Origin of the sequence: Mycobacterium paraffinicum, from assembly GCF_001907675.1 — a bacterium.
Taxonomy (GTDB): domain Bacteria; phylum Actinomycetota; class Actinomycetes; order Mycobacteriales; family Mycobacteriaceae; genus Mycobacterium; species Mycobacterium paraffinicum_A.
The window spans coordinates 1-1,575 of record NZ_MPNT01000077.1; the positions used below are offsets into that span (position 1 = coordinate 1).

Below are 1,575 nucleotides of genomic sequence, written 5' to 3' on the forward strand. Positions count from 1 at the left end.
CTCCTCAACGCCAGCGACAAGAACGCCGAAACGATTGCCCCCACAGCAGCTCTCACGGCATAGTGAACAACCGCAGAGCCTCACGCGAACACGCGAATGCTCTTACACCACTCCACGGGACGTGACCTCCTCGCTCTCCTCCTGGGTGAGCACGGGCATGTAGGGCGGATGTAGCAGCACGTGGGGCAGACAGTCGCGGTACTCCTCAAACTTCTTACGGCATTCGTCCGGTGTGCCCGAGATGCTGAAGGCGTCGATGAGCTCGTCGCTGACGACGTCGGCGAGAGCCATGGGACCCCGCGCGGCCATCGCCTCGAGACACGCCTCGCGGTCCTTCGCGAGGCCCATGTACTCGGCAAGAGGGGCGCACACCGGATGGGAGATGTAGATGCCGACCTGGAGGCGAGCGCGCCGGTATGCCTCGGCACGGTCGTTGGACACGCTACATACGGTCTCGCTGGCAACGTCGACGTCGGCGGGGCTGCGATGCGCCTTGCGCGCGCCTTCCGCGATATTGGGCAGGTATACCTCCCGCAAATACCGGGCTGGCAGCATGAAGCCAATCACTCCGTCGGAGATTTCACCTCCCAATCGAGCCATCGCCTGCCTGAGCGCGGCGGTGTAGATGGGGATTCTCTTGCGCGCCAGCGGGCGTCGGCCGAAGGGGTTGATCTCCGGCGCCGTGAACTTGTAGAACTGGCCACCCAAGGTTTCGCCATCAGCGGCGCCCTCACCGGCGGTCCAATCCCAGATCTTGCGAAGGAGCGTGACATACTCACGCGTCCGGGCGACCGGATGGCTGCCGTCCGAGCCGTTCATGAGGTCGGTGAACGCGGCAGCTCCAGTGCTGATGCCCAGGATCAGCCGGCCGCCTGACGCTTCGTCGACGTCTGCTGCGGCGTTCGCCATCACGAACGGACTGCGGCCCGCAGCCGTAACGAGCCCCGTGCCCAGCGGAATGGTACTCGTCGTCTGCGCGGTCATACCGAGGATGACGAGGGGATTTCGGTAGAACTCGTAATCCCATACCGAATCGAATCCGGCATCTTCGGCCATCTTGGCCATCCTGGGGAATGCATCAATTGGTTGATTCAAACCAGGCATCGTCACACCCAGCTTCGACACGTGGGCCCCTATCTCCGCTTCGTTGCGGTTCGTTACGGCTGACGCCAACGACGCCAAACGAATTCAGCGCCGTTGTTTTGCCCGTTCGCCAGTTCAGTTGTAGTGCGCCCCAAGGCCGCGACTTGAACGCTAATCGCATCATTGACTGTATGTCAATGACTAGGGTTCAACATAATGTCGGATGCCACCTACGGCGGCGCTGCCGCGCAAGGGCGCGACTGTCTTCGCGGATCGATGACGAACTGGTATCTCCGGGTGCCACCGAACGGTCGTGAACATCACCACGACGCGTCGGGACGCACACCGCGGCCGCGCGCACGAAAGGTCACGTCCCGTGGAGTGGTGTAAGAGCATTCGCGTGTTCGCGTGAGGCTCTGCGGTTGTTCACTATGCCGTGAGAGCTGCTGTGGGGGCAATCGTTTCGGCGTTCTTGTCGCTGGCGTTGAGGAG

1 protein-coding gene is annotated in these 1,575 nt (G+C 62.4%); it reads right to left on the reverse strand.

Features of this window, described 5'->3' with window-relative positions; all coding sequences use genetic code 11:
* Window positions 1-102: 102 nt before the first annotated feature.
* Complete coding sequence (locus BRW65_RS30785; RefSeq protein ID WP_073881223.1) at window positions 103-1,125, reverse strand: LLM class flavin-dependent oxidoreductase; 1,023 nt, start codon at window positions 1,123-1,125, stop codon at window positions 103-105.
* Window positions 1,126-1,575 lie beyond the last annotated feature (450 nt).